This window comes from Sphingobacterium olei (assembly GCF_005048855.1).
GTDB lineage: Bacteria > Bacteroidota > Bacteroidia > Sphingobacteriales > Sphingobacteriaceae > Sphingobacterium > Sphingobacterium olei.
On sequence record NZ_SUME01000011.1, the window covers coordinates 33,893 to 52,000 of the forward strand.

The following is an 18,108-nucleotide window of genomic DNA, read 5'->3' on the forward strand; positions in this document are numbered from 1 at the left end:
TAAATTAAAACAGCATCAATCATGAAAAAGCAAACAGGCCGTAATAAGAATGAAAATAAGAATGAACAACAAAATCCCGAGGATAAATATCCTCAGCCTCCATTTCCTAAACAAAAACAGGAGTTTCCGGGAACTGAATCCGCCATGCGTCCCCAAGCTGATCATGGGCAAAGTAGTTATAAAGGTTCGGGAAAACTAAAGGATAAAACCGCTATCATTACGGGTGGTGATTCTGGAATAGGGAAAGCTGTTGCTATTGCATTCGCCAGAGAAGGCGCCGATGTCGTTATCAGTTACCTAGATGATATGGAAGATGAAGATGCGCGCGATACGGCTCATTATGTGGAAGAAGCCGGACGAAGATGTGTACTAATCAAAGGCGATATCACGAGTGAAAAACAGTGTAAAAAAATCGTTTCTACCACTGTAAAAGAGTTTGGAAAGATTGACATCCTTGTAAACAACGCCGCTTTCCAAATGGCGCGTAAGTCTTTAAAGGACATCCCGTCTAGCGAATGGGTACACACTTTTGCGGTCAATATTCACAGCATGTTTTATTTATGTAAGGCGGCCGAACCGCATATGAAACCCGGCAGTTCCATTATTAATACCACTTCGGTGAATGCGTATCACCCGTCTGATGATTTACTGCCCTATGCGGCTACGAAAGCGGCCATTCAAAGCTTCACGGCAAATCTCAGCCAGATCCTATTAAATGAAAGTAAAGGCATACGGGTAAATGCCGTCGCCCCAGGTCCGGTATGGACACCGCTTATTCCTGCTACTAAATGGCAAGATATCGATATTTTTGGAGACAATACACCCGTCGGCAGACCGGGACAACCCGCCGAAATAGCCCCTTCCTATGTTTTCCTTGCATCCGAAGAAAGCAGCTATATTTCGGGTGCTACCCTACCGACAACAGGCGGACGTATAACAATTTAAGTTTTACCGTAAACACTAAACGAATGATATCATGGCAAAATATTCAAAAAAAGCAGACGAAAAGGTAGAGGAAGCGATGCACGAAATGAAAGAAGGAAAACTTAAAACAGGTACCGGAAAAAAAGTGACATCAAAAAAACAGGCCGTTGCTATTGGTCTTTCTCAGGCGAAGAAAGAAGGGGCAAAAGCACCTAAGAAAAAGACCTGACAAGGTCTTTTTCTTAGGTACTTTAAAAGCCAAAATCAACACATGATGGCACTGATTTTATTGAAGGTGGAACAATTATATTCCAAATCATGACCTCTAAAATCACGGAACATACATGCTACTACTTGAAAATTTAACCTATTTTTTGTAGCTTTATTTCTAAATAACAAACCACTCAATTAAAAATTATGAATATGGTTAGGGATTCGTATAAATCGCCCCTAACCAAGCTACTTTAGAAAATTATGCTTTTAAACACCAGTCTGCCCCTATTAGCCATCTCCAGTAAACCAAGTAATACATCTTTAGCTCCCAAGGGAAGGTATTTCAACTTTATGCCGGAACAAGATATGCTTTTATCTCATAAAGATGGTTACATCGCTCAGCGAAAAATAGGCCAGCTCTCATTTATCGAAATAAAATGTAGCTGTGATACAGATTGGCATTTTAATGTAGCCAACACCCACCAGACATTTTGGATGGTATTCCAGCTGCTCGGAAACTCTTTTATAGAGGATGCGCAAAAACGCAAAATCGAACAGCAACAATACCGGGGCTATTTCAATAAAGAAAATACGGTACGGCATCACCTCCGGTCGGGAAAGACATGGACGATCCTCATCGGATTGGAAATCAGCGACATCAAACTGGTCTCTACCGAATGGAGAATGTTGTCTGCAGAAAGCGGATCCCAGCTTAGTATACGGCCAGCGCAAAAAATAGCCTTTCGGATAAACAAGATCATACAGCAGATACAACACATCAAAGATAGCCCCTTTTCACTAAAGTATAAGCTACCGGCCTTAATGGTTCAGCTCATGGAAACCTACCACGCCGACATCCTCGAACATGCCCGATCCATGCGACAGGATGATATTCCGCTTCTGCACCAAGCTAAGGACTATATCATGAAGCATTATATGGATGAGGAAATAGATATTCAAGTAATAGCCGACAAGCTGTTGACCAGTGAACGCACGCTGTATCGCATCTTTAAAGAAAATGGACTGACAGTGAATTCTGCCATACAGACCATACGCATTTACAAAGGCAGGGAGATGCTCCGTAGAACCGACAAGTCTGTAGATATGATAGCCTTCTATCTGCAGTTCTCAACGGCCAGATATTTTATCAAACAATATGTCAAGTACTTTGGTCATACGCCCGCTATGGAAAGAAAACTAAATCAACGTCCCTCCTTGCGGAAGACCAAATGAAGTGCAGATAACAGATACAAAGATTTATAGTATCCAACTTTTCCACCCGACAATGCAGTTTCGTCAACAAACTATTTAACTTTTCCGACCGGCAATTTAACTTCTCCAGTTGGCCATTCAATTTCACCAATCGACTAACTAACTTGTCCTCCTGACAATGCAACTTTTCCAACCGACAAGATAGTTTTGTCAACAGACTCTCCATGTTTTCCAGCCGGCTGCCCAACTTTTCCGATCAACTAACTAACTTGTCCACCCGACAAGGCAGTTTTGTCAATTGATCCTCCGAGTTTTCCGACCGGAAATTTAACTTTTCCAGCTGGTCATTCAATTTCACCAATCGACTAACCAACTTTTCCAACCGACAAGTCAGTTTTATCAACAGACCCTCCAAGTTTTCCGACCGGCATGCTAACTTTTCCAGCTGGTCATTCAACTTTTCCAATCGACAATGCAATTTTTCCGAGTGGTTTACTTCGGTGAAAATTTAGCACTATGAAGTTCGAAAATCGACCTAAATAGTGCATACACAAACTTTTTTAACCAAAATAACCGCTCCGACCCTCCAAAAAAGGGGTAAAATTCCGCCAAAAAGTTTTTCGGACTTTGCGAATTTTGGCGGGATTTTACCCCCTCCATGTCATAGCTCTTGTCGTATGTTTGTATCGTTGCTAGCACAAACAAAACGAGCGTGCCCACTTTCCGGACGGTAGGCGAGCTCACAACGTGATTTATTAACATTTTTAAAAAAAAGACATGAGTAAATTAAAATTACCAGGAAAGAAACAGACCGATGTTCAATTGATGCAGACTGCAGAACAGATCTACTCCAAAATGACAGCAGAGTCGACACTGTTTGCAGCGCCAGTACCAGCGCTCACTATACTGGAAGCAGCATTGACCGCTTTCCGCAACTCCGCGACCGAAGCGGCTTACCGTGATACAAGGGCGATCATGATACGCAAGCAGAAACGGCAAGAACTAGAATATGTGCTTAAAGAACTGAGTAAGTACGTCGATACGGTGGCAAATGGCGACGGCACGGTAGTACTGGCTGCCGGATTCAGCCTACAGAAATCAAATGAATCTTATAGTGGACTGGTTCCAAAAGCCCAGCGCCCTTTAGCTGAACCGGGGCAGATCGGTAGCGGACGTGTACAGATCAAAACGACCTCGTGGACCGGGGCACGTATGTATGAGTTTCAATACCGCATCAAAGGAAGTACGGATGCGTGGACTTCGCAACTGAGTTCAAAAAGCAGCTGTGTACTCGAAGGGTTGGAAACGTTTAAGGAATATGAATTCCGTGTCACGTATATAGGGATTAATCCGACAGCAAACTACAGCGATAGCACAAGCAGCTACGTGCTTTAAAGAGATTGCTTGATACCCGCGGTAAGACATGCACACACCTGTCTTTCCCTGTGGTAAATTTTCTTGGACACAATAGAACTTCCCGTTCAGGGAGGTATTTAAACAAGCCTCAGCAAGGCCGCATAATATATGCAAAATGAATATACTTGAATATAACAGCGTCATTTCCTACCTTGACATGGAAAATAGGAAAGAACAGGTCCATAACAAAACGGGAAATGACGTCTGTTCCTTTTCGCTATAAATAAAAACACTAAAATGAAAGAAATCGTCAAAGAACATCCGTTGAGACCCATCATATTACGTTTTGACCTGAAAAAGCCCCTATTAGATTTTGAGAAAAAAGGGCTTGAAGCACATTACCTGATGCACGACCAGACCTGGGAGATGCTGCAACAATTAAAAGCACATTATCAGGCGTTGGAACAATTAGACTTTGAAATTGCGGAGCTCGACTATCTCTTATTGCCTATTGAACAAGATCTAGATATACTCGAAGTATTCCTCAAAATAAAGAATCCTTCGGTATTGCCGTTCGATGACAAAGATGATAATGCTGAAATAAACATCGACCTGGGGGAATTTTATAAAGGCGTCGCTTACCACAACCAGCGTCTGCAAGATATGCACGAAGATCTCGAAAGCGAATATGACTGGTTCATAAAACACTTTGATATGATCTATGAAAAAGAGAGCTGGATAGACGAGCAGCTGTGGGACGACATCCATCAGGTATACCGAAATTACCTTGACGCTCAAGTTGATATTGTTACGTTGGACCGGGATCAGGAAGAATTCAAGGGAACATTGTCGGAAGTTCATGATTACCAGGACATGTATAGGGAATACGGGGAAAACATATTTGCCGCATATAACGAACTGCACAAGCGATCTGAAGAAAGCTACCGTCGCGCCGAAGTCGTCAATCAAGGTTTGAATAATTTACCGCTGTAAACAATCATCTATCCGATCGTCTACCTGCACGCAATCTTATTTAGTGCGGATTATTAGTTTATAATGCATACCTTTGCGCGCATGAAAAAAATCGCAGACTACAGAAAACTTTTAAATGTAGACAAATCAGCAGATCTTCAAACCTTAAAATCGACGTACCGGACGATCATGAAAGAATGCCATCCGGATAAATTTGTAAATGATGAGGAAGGGAAGCAAAACGCGGAGATGAAGAGCAAAGAAATGATCGAAGCTTATCATTTTTTAGTGAGCATCTGTCCGGAAACCCGGGAACAACAATTGCCTATATACACGAATACTCTGGCGAATTCAAGTATTTATGATTTTGAATGGAAGTCTCAGGTATTGGTCATTACCTTTCAAGACGGCAGTCAATACGAATACTTCGGTGTGTCAAAAAATGAATATGTTAAATTTGTAAATGCGGATTCTCCTGGTCGCTTTGCCAGAAGACATATTTTCCATACCTATCCGTATAGAAATGTTTTAAAAACTACTGCCCCCATACAATAAATACCTCCTTGTGAATCCGCATTTTAATTGATATCTTTGATTGGCTTTAGGGGTATTCCGGAAGGAATTGAGATAGACCCTTTGTACCTGATTCGGTTAATACCGGCGTAGGAAAAAGCAACTTTTCAAAGACATCCTCCTCTTTAGCCATTAATTATTTACAGTAAAAAATGTAATTAATGGAAAATCAAATCATTAAACAGTTAAAGGAATTACGAGAAAAAACTCCTCTTGTCCACAACATAACCAATTTTGTGGCAATGAACAACACGGCAAATGCCTTGCTTGCCATAGGAGCTTCTCCGGTAATGGTACACAGTGTGGACGAAGTCCGGGATGTCGTGGCATTGAGCAATGCTCTTGTAATAAACATAGGAACGCTAGACCGCAAGTGGGCAAAAGCAATGATAAAAGCGGCAAAGAAGGCAAACAAGCTCAACCTTCCGTGGATTCTAGATCCGGTGGGAGCCGGTATTTCTCCCCTTCGCAATGAAATCCTTCGCGAATTGCTACTCCTGAAGCCTACCGTAATTCGAGGCAACGCATCTGAAATCATAGCATTACATAATAGTAATTTATCCACCAATAAAGGAGTGGATAGTACACAATCGAGTAACGACGCACTCGAAGCTGCAAAAGCATTGAACCAACAATACGGCTGCGTGATTTGCATTTCAGGAAGGATTGATTATATCCTATCGGACACCAGAATAGCGGAGGTACACAACGGCGATCCGATGATGACTAAGGTAACTGGACTGGGCTGTACATCTACAGCCCTGATCGGCGCTTTTCTCGGACTTAATCGCAATCCTTTTGAAGAGGCCGTTGCCGGTGTCGCGATAATGAGCTTATCCGGTGAACTCGCAGCTCAAGGAGCCAATGGTCCTGGCTCACTGCAACTCGCCCTCTATGATACGCTCTACCAGTTATCGGATGAACAGATTTCAAAGCACGCGAAACTAAAATGCTATGCCAATACATGATGCTTTTCCTTATCCATTGTATCTGGTCATATCCGAAAGGGATTGTTCTAAAAAACATTGGCTCACCGTAGCTGAAGAAGCCATTTTAGGCGGCGTAGACATCATACAGTTGAGGGAAAAAGATTGCAGCAGGTACGAGTTTCTGCATAAAGCCAAGGAGCTCAAAAAACTAACCGATCACTATCAGATACCGTTGATCATCAACGACGCCGTAGATATTGCAGTTGAGATACAGGCATGGGGAGTACACGTGGGAAGAAACGACATCCAGCCTTCAGAAATCATGAGCACCTACGGCTACCGCCTTTCAATAGGCTGGTCTATAGAACTTCTGGCACAGATGATGAGTGAAGAGTTACAATATGTACAGCACCTCGGCATTAGCCCCATATTTAATACAGCTACCAAGAAAGACACGCTCTCAACATGGGGAATAACCGGTTTACGAGAATTACGGAATTTATCTCCTAAACCATTTATCGCAATTGGTGGAATGCATGTTGAAAATGCAAAAAAAGCTTTTGATGCAGGAGCAAATAGTATTGCTGTCGTGTCGGCAATTTGTGCCAGTAGCGATCCCAGAAAAGCCAGTCATGAACTTAAAGAATTATTGAAATGACACCAATGAAGAAACTAAAGACGATTAGTGTGCTCAGTATTGCCGGCTTTGACGGTAGCGGTGGAGCTGGGATACAAGCGGATACGAAAACCATTTCAGCATTAGGATGTTATGCTACCAACGTATTAACAGCCCTGCCGATACAAAATACGCAAGGCGTACGCAATATTTTCGAAATTAGCCCAAAAGCCATCGAAGAACAACTGCGTGCCATCTTTGACGACATCTATCCAGACGCGATCAAAATCGGAATGGTACACAACACAACACTAGTTAATATCATTGCAGACTTTCTAAAAGATTATACCGGAAAAATCGTGTTCGATCCTGTCATGGTTTCTACCAGTGGCCATCGATTGATTGATGAAGACACGATAACAGCATGTATCGAAAAACTATTCCCATTAGTGGATATTATTACCCCAAATCTTGATGAAGTAGCTGTATTGGTCGGCAATAAGATAGCAACCGTCGAGCAGATGGAAGTGGCAGGAAAGTCCTTGTTAAATATGGGATGCCAATCGGTGTTGGTAAAAGGAGGTCATCTCGACAGCGACGTATTAACATCTCTTTTAGTGCTACAAAATGAGCCTATCCTTTCCTTCCATACGCCTAAAATCGCCACACCGAACACTCATGGTTCTGGATGCACGCTATCTTCTGCTATCGCAACATTCCTAGCTCAGAAATACACGTTAAAAGAGGCTGTTGGAAAGGCACTGAATTTTGTACACGAGGCTATTTTTCATAGCAAAGACCTGATTATAGGCCAAGGTAATGGCCCACTTAATCACCTTTATGCACCACAGAAACTTATTACATATGAAATATCCATGTAGCACAGGCTGCACAAACACGAATGAATATAGTTTGGATATTCCATATGACAATTAAAGTCAAATTATATACATATGAAATATCCACGGACACAAAGGCTGGCAACGGATAAAATACAGGGATATTCCTTATGACCTCTAAAAACATAATTAAATACATATGAAATGGACTAATCTCGCTTGGGATACAATCACACCACTATATCAGAATATTTTAGACATGTCCTTTATCCGCGAATTACAAGAAGGAACATTACCGCTAGATAAATTTCAATTTTACATGCTTCAAGATGCCAAATACCTCGAGCACTTTGGCCGCGTTTTAGCATTTCTGGGTTCCAAGTGCCAGGACAACGCACAAGCTTTAGATTTTTTCGACTTTGGAAAGGATGCATTGATCGTCGAAAAGGCATTACATGAATCGTATTTCCGAGATTTCGGTCTGACGGTGCAACAACATATCCCTATCGAACCGGTATGTCATCATTACATACATTTTCTCAAAAGTACGGCGGCATTCGACAGCTTAGAGGTTGCTATGGCTGCTGTTTTACCTTGCTTTTGGATATATAAAGAAGTGGGTGATCACATCTACAGCAAACAGATTGTCACCGGAAATCCGTACAAAAAATGGATCGATACGTACAGTGGGGATGAATTCGGAGAAAGTGTGCGGAAAGCGACCGACTATGTCGATTTAATGGCTGAACAGACTACAGAGAAAGTCCGGGAGCAAATGCTTGATGCATTTGTGACGGCCAGTCGTCTTGAGTTTCAATTTTGGGATGCCGCATATGATGTAACAAAGTGGTGATCTCAACAGGCACAAGTCTAGCCGATCCTACACACTAAGACTTGCGTCAAGTATGGTACCGTCATCGCGAACCGGAGGAACGATGGTGCGGCGATCTATATTTAAAGACTGCCACGTCGTACCTCCTCGCAGTGACGTTCAGGCAGGAACTGGTATCATCACAATTAGCGCAAGTGTTACGCGTAACGTCACTTGTGCTTGATAACAACAAACGCAAGCTTAACCGATCTCTTGATAAGATATCTATTAATGTAAAAATATTGTATTTTTACCCCCATGAGTATACTGAATGACAAATTTAAAACGGCGTATGACACGGCACCGTTCTCCCAAATAGATACGAAAGATTACATTCCCGCTTTTGAAAAAGCCATACAAGAAACACGTGCAGAAATAAATGCCATAGTCGACAATCCTGATACCGCCACTTTCGAAAATACAATAGAAGCAATGGCCTATTCCGGAATGTCGCTCGATCGCATATCAAATATCTTTTTCAATCTGCATGCTGCTGAAACAAATGACGAAATGGATAAAATTGCGCAGGAGATCGCTCCCAAACTATCTGAGCTGGCGAATGACATTACATTAAATTTCGATCTATTCAGCCGCATCAGGGTGGTGTATGAAACCAAAGATCGTATTCATCTAAATCATGAACAGCACACCCTATTGGAAAAATCATATCGGGATTTCGTGAGAAACGGCGCGTTGTTGGATGAGGAAAAAAAAGAGAAACTGCGCAAGATAGATGCCGAGCTGTCTGTATTAAAATTGAAGTTTGGGGAAAATGTTTTGGCAGAGACAAACGCGTATCAACTGCACATTACAAAGGAAACTGATCTCGCTGGACTTCCTGAAGGAACTATTGAAGCGGCAAAAGGTCTCGCGGAATCACAAGACAAAGAAGGTTGGATATTCACGTTAGATTACCCGAGTTACATTCCTTTTGTAACCTATGCCGACAGCCGTGAACTGCGTAAGGAAATCACCCTAGCTGCAGGTCGAAAGGCATTTCAGGATAACGAATACAATAATGAAGAGAACATATTAAAGATTGTTAACCTCCGCTTTCAACGCGCACAACTTCTAGGCTATCGCACACATGCAGATTTTGTGCTGGAAGAACGTATGGCACAACATCCGGAGAAGGTAAATGAATTCTTGTCCGACTTACTTATAAAAGCAAAACCAGCTGCTGTAAAAGAATTTAACGAACTGGCTGATTTTGCAAAAAAAAGAGACGGACTGGATCAATTGGAAAAATGGGATTCTGCATACTACGCTGAAAAACTAAAGCAAGAGAAATTCAGCTTAGATGACGAAAAGTTGAAACCCTATTTTAAACTGGAAAATGTATTGAATGGTGCTTTTGAAGTGGCTAAAAAATTATTTGGCTTACGCTTTAAAGAGGTTGGTACCATTGAAAAATACCATCCAGAGGTGCAAACATTTGAAGTGCAAAATGAAAACAACGAATTCGTAGCGGTATTTTACACAGATTTTTTTCCTAGAAAAGGAAAAAGGAATGGCGCGTGGATGACTTCTTTTAAGCCTCAATACCTGAGAAATAATCAACAAGAACGTCCGCACATTTCTATCGTCTGCAATTTCACCAAACCCACAGCAACCAAGCCGTCCTTATTAACATTTAATGAGGTTACTACCCTATTTCATGAATTTGGTCATGCGTTGCACGGTATGTTGGCCAACACCACCTATCCTACGTTATCTGGCACTGCTGTGTACTGGGATTTTGTAGAATTACCCAGTCAAATTATGGAAAACTGGTGCTACGAAAAACAAGCGCTGGAATTGTTTGCCAAGCATTACGTAACCGGGGAATCCATTCCGATGGATCTGGTGGAAAAAATCAAAGAATCTGCTTCGTTCTTGGAAGGTATGGCTACTTTACGTCAGTTGAGTTTCGGTTTATTGGATATGGGATGGCATGGGCAAGATCCGTCCGAAATAAAGAGTGTAAAATCTTTCGAAAATGAAAAATTCAGTTCCACGCAGTTATTTCCGGACGTTAAAGAAAATGCGATGACCCCTTCTTTTTCTCATATCTTTAATGGAGGGTACTCCTCGGGTTATTACAGCTACAAATGGGCGGAGGTACTGGATGCCGACGCATTTGACTATTTTAAACAGAACGGAATTTTCAACCGCGAAATTGCTGAGAAATTCAAGGACAATATATTATCACGTGGCGGTACGGAACACCCAATGATACTTTACAAACGCTTTCGAGGCCAAGAACCCCAAGTGGATGCTTTGTTAAAAAGGGCTGGATTAATAAAATAAAACGTTTAGATTTTGAGGGAGGTGTGAAGTTAAAGAAGGATTATTTTAATCAATTTTTATGCGCCTCTTTCTCCGGCGCGGGGCGACTTCTTTTCTCTCAAAAGAAGCAAAAGTCATCGCTGTACCCATTTGCCACGGCGGTTAGTGCCTCCTCCTGCTATTGGCAAATGGCTAAGGCGACATTTGTCGGTGACGAAAGAATAGTGCATTGATTATATTGTACTTTTATGCTTCAGCTGAATCGAAAAGGACGACCTAGGTCGATGTAGCGTTAAGAAAGCTTTTGGATTTGCGTTAAGAACAGATCCCCGAAGTAAAACGGCTTGGAGCTGTTTAGTAAATCCAAAAGCTTTTAGCGTAACATTGACCAAGTCTTGATCTTTTGGTCCATTTTCCATCAAGGGAAACCCTCGAAGAGGTCTCTTGAATTCCTTTAAAAAGCAAACAAAGGATGAAAAAAGGACTAGGCCGCCCGCCGATGAGGGCAAAAAATAAAGGTCGCGGCAAGCGACAAAAGAAATTGATTAAATTATTGGTTCCTATTTAACACTCATTTCTAAACCTCAAAACATTATTAAAAACTACTACTGAAAAATTACTCCTTCCGCAATACTTCCAGTGGCGAACGATTCAAAATAGATAAGCTGTTCAGTGTACCAATTCCAACGGTAAGTGTCGAAACAAACAAAATTAATAATAGCATAAAACCCATGCTAGGGACAAAAGCACTTTGGAACACGAAGACCGCTAAGAGGTTACTGGCCAATAGCGCTACTAGAAGACCAGCAACTGAAGAGAATATACCCAAAAATAGATATTCGCATACCGTTATGATCACAATTTGTTTACGACTGGCTCCCAATGTACGCAGTAGCACATTTTCCCGAATACGCTGATACTTGCTTATCATCACGGCAGAAATCAATACGACGACGCCGGTAAGGATGCTAAAGGTTCCCATAAATTGAATAATAAAACCAATCTTCCCCAAAAGATCGTCTAAAATCTGTAAAACAGCATTCATATCAATCACAGAAACATTTGGAAATTGATTCACCACCAACTGCTGAAATGCAGCGGATTCGCTTTCCCCTTCAACCCGTGTCATCAGCACATGAAACTGTGGCGCATCGTCTATGCTTCCTTTTGCCAATACCATCCTGAAATTTGTCTGGAAACGATTCCAGTCTACTTCGCGCATACTGCTTACAATTGCCGGGATCATAACACCTTGCACATTCAACAGCAAACGATCTCCTATTTGTATACCGATCTGATCCGCGTAGCGCTTCTCCAACGAAACTTGTGCCGTGTCTCCCGGCTCTACCCTACCGCGCCAGGTACCGGAGGTAATTTGCTCCGCATCACTCAACGAATCACGATAGGTTGCACGAATCTCATTCCTAAATACCCGTGATGAGATACGAGAGGTGGAGTCCGACGCGACATCCGCGAGGTTTTCTCCATTTACAGCCGCAACTTGTAACGTTACGATAGGGACTTCTTCCAGGACAGGTAATCCTTCAGCTATTATCCGTTGTTTTACAGCATCCTTTTGAGCAGACTGTATATCGAAAAGAACCATGTTTGCCTGCTTCTCTGAGGAGGCCCTCTGGACACGCTGCAATAAGATATCCTGTACAAAAAATAAAGTAGCTATCAGTGCAGTCCCTAATCCAATCGACACAATCAATACCACAGTTTGATTATGAGGTCTGTAGAGATTAGACAGTCCCTGTCGCCAAAGATAAGGCCACCTGCTTGAGAAATAACGTCGCACAAGCATGATCAACCCCTGGGATACGGCATACAAAAAAATAAAAGTAAAACTTATCCCCAATGTGAAGAATAGGGTTTGCATCCAGTTATCCAACTGTAACCTAGCAAATAAAATAATGAACAAAAGAATCGCTCCATAGATCCACCACCTCAGCGAATCCTTTTTGACCGTGTCAGACTCGTTACCCACCCGCAGCGTATTTAACGGAGAAATATGACGGATCGCCACGAGCGGTACCAAAGCAAATAAAACAGCAATAATTATCCCTAAGCTTATACCTTGAGCGATAGCATACCAGGATACATGAGTACTTAATTCTATCGGCAGAAATTCCTGCATAACCAATGGCAGGATATACTGTACCGACGTACCCAGGAACGCTCCCAAAATACCACCTATGAATCCCATGACCGCCAATTGAATCAGAAAGATAAAGAAAGCCTGCTTAGGCGTTGTGCCCAAACAGCGTAGTATCGCTACGGTGACCAATTTTTCGCGCACATAGATATGTACCGCACTCGAGATACCTATACATCCTAAAAGTAACGCGATAAAACCTATCAGTTCCATAAATTGGGTCACATCCGCAAACGATCTACCTGTATCTTCCTTCGTAGAAGAAATCGTTGAATGCCGTAATTGCAATTCACTAAAACGGTCATCCATTTTTTTAACGAACTCATCGACATTAAAATCTGAGCTAAATTTAAAGTAATAATGATAGTCGATCCGACTCCCCGTCTGTCGTAGACCGGAACCTTCCAAATACTTAAGCGGAACAAAAACGGTAGGTGCCATGGCACCTGAAATACTGGTTTGCCCGGGGGCTCCCATAACTCTTCCTCCGATGACAAAACCATTCAGCCCGAGCTGAATGGAATCCTTTACCTGAGCATCAAATTGAAGCATCAGTGCATGATCGATCAGTGCGGATTCGGCCTGCCCAAAATCTTCGGATCCCGAGCGGGGGTTAGTCTGTAATTGACCATAGAACGGAAAAGCACCAGACAATGACCTTACTTGAACCAAACGGGAACCTTCGACTTTAGGGAATCGAATCATGGACATAAAGCGTTCCTCCCGTGCATAGCCGTCACTTATCCGTTGAAGAGAATCGATGAATACCAATGCCTCTTTAGTGGGTTTTCGTCTGCTCTCCAATTCGAGGTCTGCTCCGATAAGTTGGGCAGCTTGATCGTCTATATTGCGGGATAAATTTTCATTAAAGGAGTTCATCGCAACTAATGCGGCAATTCCCAGTACAATTGATGAGACGAATAGAAAAAGCCTAGATCGGTTTTTTCGACTATCTCGCCATGCCATTAAAGCAATCCATCGCCAATTCATATAATTGCTCCCCCTCTGATCGGTATAATGCGTTGTGTTTTAGCCGCTAGTTCCATATCGTGTGTCACGATTACCAACGTTGTACCCAACTCTTCGTTAAGTTGAAAAAGCAAGTTTTCGACAAGCAGCCCTGTTTCGGCATCGAGATTGCCAGTCGGTTCGTCTGCAAAAAGAATTTTTGGACTATTGGCAAAAGCCCTGGCAAGCGAAACGCGCTGTTGCTCCCCGCCGGAAAGCTGTGAGGGATAGTGGTTCATTCGAGCAGAAAGTCCAACTTTATCCAAAAGATCCATTGCCTTGTTCTTCATATTCTTCATACCGCGTAGTTCCATAGGTACGAGGACGTTTTCTAGTGCTGTAAGTGTGGGCAACAGTTGAAAATTCTGAAACACAAATCCCACGTGCGCATTACGTACCTGTGCGAGTTGATCTTCGTTCAGTTCGTGTAGTGAGATACCGTTTAAGACGATAGTTCCTTCGCTGCAATGGTCTAAGCCTGCACAAAGGCCCAACAAGGTTGTTTTTCCACTACCGGAAGGTCCTACAATGGCAACTGTAGCGCCTTCTTCGATATCAAAACTAATATCACGCAATACAGAAAGATTGGCTGCGCCAATACGATAATTTTTGGAGACCTGATTTAATTGGAGAATATTTGACGACATGAATACGTAAAGTAAATGGTTTTGACTAATTTAGTCTTATGATATCGATTATTAGAACGTGTACATTTTTGTTTTTTATCACATCGTTGTTCTCTTGTAATGGTACCGGAAATACCGAGGGAGGAGATCGCAACCATGAATTGAATAAAAATAGTGAAGAAATCGCTGAAAAAAGAATATCGCGAAAGCTTATTCTTTTTTTCGGAAATAGTCTGACGGCAGGATATGGCCTAGACGGCCAAGAAGACGCCTTTCCTGCTCTTATTCAGGCAAAAATAGATTCCCTAAAACTCCCTTATAACTGTATCAATGCCGGTCTCAGTGGCGAAACGAGTGCCGGCGGAAAAGAACGTATTGACTGGCTTCTGAAACAGCCCATCGATATTTTCGTATTGGAACTCGGTGCAAATGACGGTCTGCGTGGAATCCCGAATAGTACGACCTATGAAAATCTAAGCAACATCATCGAAAAAGTAAAAAAAGCGAATCCCAATTGTAAACTAGTCCTTGCGGGTATGATGGTTCCTCCAAGCATGGGGAAAACCTATTTTGATAATTTCAAGGACATCTATCCAAGATTAGCTGATGAATATGACATGGCATTAGTTCCGTTTCTTTTGGATAAGGTCGCAGGAATAGAAAATCTGAATCAAACTGACGGCGTACATCCCACAGATGAAGGCCAAAAAATAGTCGCCGAAAATGTATGGCCGGTCTTAAAACCGTTATTAGATTAACATCGCACGTTACCTAAATTAACTGCAGAAGCTATTACTCGTCTACAGGTCTAATCCTTATAAAAAAAAGAAAGCACAGTATAAAAACTGCGCTTTCTTTTTTATTCACACGATTCATCTCATTAATCATGTCCATGTGTTTTTACAATTTTATTATAGATACCAAATAATAAAAACGGAGCGACCCATTGCCCTATAAATCATTCAGCCAACTTTCGACTTCTTCTTTAGACTTACCTGTCTTGGTCTGAAGTCTGCCTAATAACTCATCTTCCTTACCCTCTACATATAACAGATCATCGTCTGTCATATCAGCGTAGGACTGTTTTACTTTTCCTTTTAGTTCGTTCCAACGACCTTTCCATGTTAATTCGCTCATAATAATACTCCTTTCTATTTAATGACAAATGTTTTATTGATTGTATTTACAACACGTCAATCCAGATGTAGTTGTAAAAAATCCAACAACAAGTATAAATCGTTGAGAGATACGTATATATCAGGATAATTTAGTAAAAAGACTTGTATATCAATAAAAACGAGCAATGCATACTTAAGATCAACACGCTAACAAATGAAATAAGAAATAAAACACTTTCTATAAACATTTCGCTTCCTTCGATAGTTATTTAACCAACAAACATTTTTCTAGCTTGGATGTACATAAATTCATACGAACAAAAACAAGTATATGCGGAGTTCAATGGATGCAGAACTAAATAATATCTAAAAAATAAACAGATGAAAAATAACACCTATACATCCCCACAAATCTTGCTTGTGCTAAACATAGCACAGCAAAGACAAACAGGACCTTCGGATCAGGAGATTAAAAACCCAGATGAAGGAGCGCCTCAGGAAACAAATCCCGAGGTACCCGATAAGTTGAAAAACATTGAAACAGGTGAAGGTACACCTCCTGATCTACCTGAAGAAGAAATAGAAGAACCTGACCCTGAAAGTCCGGAAATTGAAGAGCCCATTAGAGAACAGGAAATTGAAGATCAGGAAGCGGACGATATCATCGAGTCGGATAGACCGGGCATACATCCTGATACCGATCCAGGGGGAAACGATGATGAAATTTTTTAAGATGTTCGATAAAATCATCTTCAAATAGCTAACATGCATCAACAACGAAAACAAAACTCAGCGCTCAAATATGTTAGCTCGGATGCGGAAGGCTACCGTCGGCTGAAAAACAAAAATGGATTTTTCTATATAGATCCCAAAGGGGAAAAAATAAAGGATACCGCGATTTTGTCGTATATCGAAAAATTAGTGCTTCCTCCCGCATGGGAAGACGTGTGGATAAGTATGGAACAAAATGGTCATCTGTTAGCAACCGGTATTGATGCATTAGGTCGAAAACAATACCGTTACCACGCCAAGTGGATGCAAATAAGAAATCTCAAAAAGTTTGAAAAACTATATGATTTTGGATGTGCCTTACCTAAACTAAAACAGCAGCTCAAAAAAGATCTCAGAAAACGTACTTTTATTAAGGATAAAATCACCGCTATCGCAATACTCGTCATGTCTGAAACCTATCTTCGAGCAGGAAACACACTTTATGAACAAAAATATGGATCTTATGGTCTGACAACATTAAAAAATAGGCATGTTAAGATCGTAGGTTCTAAGGCATTTTTTAAATTTACCGGAAAAAAAAGCGTAAAACAAAATATCATTCTAAGTAATTCAGGCCTTGTACGCATACTCAAGAAAATCAAAGAATTACCCGGACAAAAATTATTTCAGTATTACGATACGGATGGTTGTATCCAACAACTTGATTCGGGCAATGTCAATCAATATATCCAAACTTACATGAATGGGGATTTCAGTTGTAAGGACTTTAGGACCTGGGCGGGTTGCTGTATGGCTTTACTATGTATGATTGATACAGAAACAGGAAAAATAAAAGATTCAACGCCCAAAAATCTAGTGGGTATAATTGACCAAGTAGCGAATAAACTGGGTAACACACGTAATATTACACGCAACTATTATATCCACCCCAAGCTACAACAGGATTTTCTAGATAGTAAACTAGACAGATATATCAATAGATTGATCAATCACATAAAAAAAGGAAAACAACCAGTAGAAAGTGCTGAACGGATTTTCATGAGCTACCTAAAAGATATTGGTAATATGAAAACACCAAAAGAATAGCCTCGCGTAAAACTACGCAAGCAACAGCTTTAAATACTTGTTTTCAAAGGCCTAGAAACATAAAGAATCCCGAAATTGTCTTTATAATAAACATATATACTATGGAAAATAGGACTGAAAAAAATACAGAGATATTGAATGATTTAATTGAAATCAACAATGATCGAATTGAAGGATATAGTAAAGCAATTGAGTTATTAGATCCTGCAGCAGATATTGATCTGAATTCGCTGTTCGAGAAGTATATACAGCAATCCCAACAATTCAAATCTGAATTGACACCGCTGGTATTTAAAGAAGGTGAAAATCCCGAGGAAGGAACCCGCGTAACAGGAAAACTATTCAGGATGTGGATGGATCTAAAAAATACATTGGCTGGCCGCGATCGTAAAAGTATTCTGGAATCCTGTGAAAGAGGGGAAGATGCCTTTAAAAGAGTATACGAAAATGCTTGGACAGACGCAGAGGGTCTAGATGCAGACGTACTGTCTATGATCCAGAGCCAGGCAGAATTACAGCTTGCAGCCCACGATGAAGTAAAAGCGCTTCGAGATGAGGCCGAATAAAAGCAACCACAAAAATGTCTAGTTTTCTAGGCATTTTTGTT

The 18,108-nt window shown here is 41.3% G+C and carries 18 protein-coding genes and 1 riboswitch; of the genes, 15 read left to right on the forward strand and 3 right to left on the reverse strand.

What is annotated here, in order from left to right; translation table 11 throughout:
- Positions 1 to 21: 21 nt before the first annotated feature.
- The 11 genes from FAZ15_RS20200 to FAZ15_RS20245 all read left to right on the forward strand — a co-directional run bounded on the left by FAZ15_RS20200 (position 22) and on the right by FAZ15_RS20245 (position 10,794).
- Positions 22 to 945, forward strand: a complete 924-nt coding sequence (locus FAZ15_RS20200) for an SDR family oxidoreductase (RefSeq protein ID WP_136903183.1) — start codon at positions 22 to 24, stop codon at positions 943 to 945.
- A gap of 31 nt (positions 946 to 976) precedes the next feature.
- Complete coding sequence (locus tag FAZ15_RS22760; protein WP_202912462.1) at positions 977 to 1,153, forward strand: DUF6496 domain-containing protein; 177 nt, start codon at positions 977 to 979, stop codon at positions 1,151 to 1,153.
- Positions 1,154 to 1,398: 245 nt separating this feature from the next.
- On the forward strand, positions 1,399 to 2,370 hold the full coding sequence (locus FAZ15_RS20205) for a helix-turn-helix domain-containing protein (protein ID WP_136903184.1): 972 nt from the start codon (positions 1,399 to 1,401) through the stop codon (positions 2,368 to 2,370).
- 756 nt (positions 2,371 to 3,126) lie between these two features.
- Entirely contained in the window at positions 3,127 to 3,744 is a 618-nt protein-coding gene (locus tag FAZ15_RS20210) for a fibronectin type III domain-containing protein (protein WP_136903185.1), read from the forward strand.
- A 258-nt stretch (positions 3,745 to 4,002) separates the two neighbouring features.
- Positions 4,003 to 4,698, forward strand: a complete 696-nt coding sequence (locus FAZ15_RS20215) for a hypothetical protein (RefSeq protein ID WP_136903186.1) — start codon at positions 4,003 to 4,005, stop codon at positions 4,696 to 4,698.
- Positions 4,699 to 4,779: 81 nt separating this feature from the next.
- Entirely contained in the window at positions 4,780 to 5,232 is a 453-nt protein-coding gene (locus FAZ15_RS20220) for a KTSC domain-containing protein (RefSeq protein WP_136903187.1), read from the forward strand.
- A 38-nt stretch (positions 5,233 to 5,270) separates the two neighbouring features.
- Positions 5,271 to 5,363, forward strand: a riboswitch (TPP riboswitch).
- Positions 5,364 to 5,411: 48 nt separating this feature from the next.
- Positions 5,412 to 6,218: a hydroxyethylthiazole kinase gene (gene thiM, locus FAZ15_RS20225; RefSeq protein WP_136903188.1), complete on the forward strand. Its 807-nt coding sequence runs from the start codon at positions 5,412 to 5,414 to the stop codon at positions 6,216 to 6,218.
- Positions 6,205 to 6,837: a thiamine phosphate synthase gene (thiE, locus tag FAZ15_RS20230; RefSeq protein WP_136903189.1), complete on the forward strand. Its 633-nt coding sequence runs from the start codon at positions 6,205 to 6,207 to the stop codon at positions 6,835 to 6,837. Before thiM ends, thiE begins: the two co-directional genes overlap by 14 nt.
- Before the next feature lie 5 nt (positions 6,838 to 6,842).
- Positions 6,843 to 7,676, forward strand: a complete 834-nt coding sequence (thiD, locus tag FAZ15_RS20235; protein ID WP_136903190.1) for a bifunctional hydroxymethylpyrimidine kinase/phosphomethylpyrimidine kinase — start codon at positions 6,843 to 6,845, stop codon at positions 7,674 to 7,676.
- A 157-nt stretch (positions 7,677 to 7,833) separates the two neighbouring features.
- Complete coding sequence (tenA, locus tag FAZ15_RS20240) at positions 7,834 to 8,487, forward strand: thiaminase II (RefSeq protein WP_136903191.1); 654 nt, start codon at positions 7,834 to 7,836, stop codon at positions 8,485 to 8,487.
- Between the two features lie 276 nt (positions 8,488 to 8,763).
- Positions 8,764 to 10,794 (forward strand): M3 family metallopeptidase, encoded by a 2,031-nt coding sequence (locus tag FAZ15_RS20245; RefSeq protein WP_136903192.1) that lies wholly within the window; start codon positions 8,764 to 8,766, stop codon positions 10,792 to 10,794.
- A 595-nt stretch (positions 10,795 to 11,389) separates the two neighbouring features.
- Here the strand turns inward: FAZ15_RS20245 and FAZ15_RS20250 are convergent.
- Both FAZ15_RS20250 and FAZ15_RS20255 read right to left on the reverse strand, forming a co-directional pair.
- Entirely contained in the window at positions 11,390 to 13,921 is a 2,532-nt protein-coding gene (locus FAZ15_RS20250) for an ABC transporter permease (RefSeq protein ID WP_136903193.1), read from the reverse strand.
- Positions 13,918 to 14,586 carry an ABC transporter ATP-binding protein gene (locus FAZ15_RS20255; protein ID WP_136903194.1) on the reverse strand — a complete coding sequence of 223 codons (669 nt, stop codon included), beginning with the start codon at positions 14,584 to 14,586 and terminating at the stop codon, positions 13,918 to 13,920. Before FAZ15_RS20255 ends, FAZ15_RS20250 begins: the two co-directional genes overlap by 4 nt.
- A gap of 38 nt (positions 14,587 to 14,624) precedes the next feature.
- On the opposite strand from FAZ15_RS20255, the gene FAZ15_RS20260 reads away from it, so the two are divergent.
- Positions 14,625 to 15,323: an arylesterase gene (locus FAZ15_RS20260; protein WP_136903195.1), complete on the forward strand. Its 699-nt coding sequence runs from the start codon at positions 14,625 to 14,627 to the stop codon at positions 15,321 to 15,323.
- Positions 15,324 to 15,516: 193 nt separating this feature from the next.
- Here the strand turns inward: FAZ15_RS20260 and FAZ15_RS20265 are convergent, their stop codons facing one another.
- Positions 15,517 to 15,702 (reverse strand): CsbD family protein, encoded by a 186-nt coding sequence (locus FAZ15_RS20265; RefSeq protein WP_136822092.1) that lies wholly within the window; start codon positions 15,700 to 15,702, stop codon positions 15,517 to 15,519.
- A 362-nt stretch (positions 15,703 to 16,064) separates the two neighbouring features.
- Here FAZ15_RS20265 and FAZ15_RS20270 point away from each other — a divergent pair, with 362 nt between their 5' ends.
- The 3 genes from FAZ15_RS20270 (at position 16,065) to FAZ15_RS20280 (ending at position 18,067) form a co-directional block, all read left to right on the forward strand.
- Positions 16,065 to 16,415 (forward strand): hypothetical protein, encoded by a 351-nt coding sequence (locus FAZ15_RS20270; RefSeq protein WP_136903196.1) that lies wholly within the window; start codon positions 16,065 to 16,067, stop codon positions 16,413 to 16,415.
- Between the two features lie 33 nt (positions 16,416 to 16,448).
- The gene (locus FAZ15_RS20275) at positions 16,449 to 17,501 is read left to right on the forward strand and encodes a DNA topoisomerase IB (protein ID WP_136903197.1); all 1,053 of its coding nucleotides are present in this window, start codon (positions 16,449 to 16,451) and stop codon (positions 17,499 to 17,501) included.
- Positions 17,502 to 17,602: 101 nt separating this feature from the next.
- On the forward strand, positions 17,603 to 18,067 hold the full coding sequence (locus FAZ15_RS20280) for a ferritin-like domain-containing protein (protein WP_136903198.1): 465 nt from the start codon (positions 17,603 to 17,605) through the stop codon (positions 18,065 to 18,067).
- Positions 18,068 to 18,108 lie beyond the last annotated feature (41 nt).